General features: G+C 73.1%; 2 protein-coding genes. Both read left to right on the top strand.

Translation table 11 applies throughout. The features are described 5' to 3' along the window. The first annotated feature begins 124 nt into the window (after positions 1 to 124). Complete coding sequence (locus AC1DVT_RS19780; protein WP_477391055.1) at positions 125 to 1,144, top strand: alpha/beta hydrolase; 1,020 nt, start codon at positions 125 to 127, stop codon at positions 1,142 to 1,144. 121 nt (positions 1,145 to 1,265) lie between these two features. Next, on the top strand, positions 1,266 to 2,030 hold the full coding sequence (locus AC1DVT_RS19775; protein WP_477391053.1) for a DUF2520 domain-containing protein: 765 nt from the start codon (positions 1,266 to 1,268) through the stop codon (positions 2,028 to 2,030). Positions 2,031 to 2,049: the final 19 nt, after the last annotated feature.

The raw sequence follows: 2,049 nt of genomic DNA, 5'->3' as shown, positions 1-2,049 counted from the left end.
CGCACGCGCACGGCCGGCTCCGGCGGCGTCTCCGGCTGCGCCGCTCGGAGGTGGCGCTCGCCGTATTCACCGTCGGGCGGGCGCTGGGTGAGGTGCCGGTCTCACCGCGCCTCACGGATGCGCGATGAGCCGCGAGCTTGCCGCCCGCCCCACCCGCACCACCCGCATCGCCCTCCGCACGCGACTGCTCGGCTGGGTGATGCGGCACTCGCGCTCGATGCACATCAGCACGATGACCGCGCAGGACATCGCTCACAACCAGACCATGAGGCACCTGCCCCGGTTCGTGCAGAGCTGGGTCTTCGGTGCGCGGCATCCGAAGGTCGACGCGCGCGACCTCAGCATCGACGGGCCGGGCGGCGCCCTGCGGCTGCGGGTGTATCGGCCGCGCCGCGCATCCGCGCCGCTGCCGGCCGCTGTCTACTTCCACGGGGGCGGCTGGACCCTCTTCGGCGGGCTCGACGCCTGCGACTGGCTGCCCAGCCGTGTCGCGGCTCTCGCCGGCGTCGTCGTCGTCGCCGTCGACTACCGCCTGGCGCCGGAGCATCCTTACCCCGCCGCCGTGGAGGACGCGCTCGCCGCGGTGCGATGGGTCGCTGCGCATCCCGATGACCTCGGCACCGATGCACGGCTCGCCGTCTTCGGCGACAGCGCCGGCGGCAACCTCTCGGCCGTCGTCGCCCTGGCCCTGCGCGACGCCGCACGCACCGAGCCCAGCACACCGCGGCTCCTCGCTCAGGGCCTGGTGTACCCGGTCACCTCGACAACCCTCGACGACGTCGCGATGATCGAGAACGCGCAGAAGCCGGTGCTCTCCCGCGCCGACATGGTCGCGTTTCTCCGGCACTACCTCGGCGGCGACGCCGGCATCGCCGAACGGTCGGCCGATCCGCTCGCCGCTCCGCTGTCCGCGACCACCCTCGTCGGCCTGCCGCCGGCTCTGGTGCAGATCGCCGATCACGACGTGCTGCGCGACCAGGGCATCGCCTACGCCGAGCGGCTGCGCGATGACCGCGTGCCCACCTCCGTCGAGCGCTTCCCCTCCGCCCCGCACGGCTGGGTCACCTACCCGCGGCTCTCGCGCGCGTCGGGGCCGGCGTCGGAGTCGCTGGCGCGGTTCCTCCGGCAGTGGCTGCGGTCCTGAGGCGCGGGCGCACGGTCAGAGCACGGCTGGTCGACGGGCGGCGAGGTGGTCTCGCTTTTCGGACCGAGTGTGGAAATGAGGGATACTCGGAGGCGCCGCAGTGTCTGCGGCCGTGAATCCCATGAGCACCTCTTCACTTCTTCCGCATCGCCTCGTCGCGAGCATCGGCATCGTCGGCCCCGGACGGGTCGGCCGCGCCGCCGCACTCGCACTGCGATCGGCCGGGTATCGCGTGACCGGGCCCATCGGGCGCGGTGAGCCCATCGAACCTGCGACCGCGGTGCTGCTCTGCGTCCCCGACCGTGAGATCGCGGCGGCCGCTCGAGCGGTGCGGAACAAGGCGGATTTCGTCGGGCACACGTCCGGAGCGACACCGGTCGCCCCGGCCGGGGTCGATTTCGGACTGCACCCGCTGCGCGCGTTCGTCGGCGCCGAGGGCGCGGATGCGTTCCACGGGATCGGGTGCGCCGTCGCCGGGACGTCCCCCGAGGCGCTTGCCGTCGCCGAGGAGCTCGTCGCGGCCGTCGGCGGCGAGTCGTTTCCACTGGCCGACGCGCAGCGCGCGGGGTACCACGCGACCGCATCGATCGCGTCCAACTTCCTCGTGACCCTCGAGGCTGCCGCCGAGACCATGGCTGAAGCGTCGGGGTTCACGGCATCCGATATGCGCCGATATCTGGCGCCGCTGGTGCGCGGCACCGTCGAGAACTGGGCGGCGCACGGGCCACGTGCGGCGCTCACCGGACCGATCGCTCGCGGGGATGAGTTGACGGTCGACGCCCAGCGCGCCGCCGTCGCATCGGCCGCGCCGCAGCTGCTCCCGCTGTTCGACGCKCTGTGTGCGAGCACGTACGCGCTCGCCGAGACGAGGGAGCCCGCAGCGTGAGGATCATCCGGAGCATCGC

Source organism: Microbacterium sp. P2_F9 (assembly GCF_056403635.1).
Note: the sequence above shows the minus strand (reverse complement) of the source record. Positions and strands in the feature narration are given on the sequence as shown.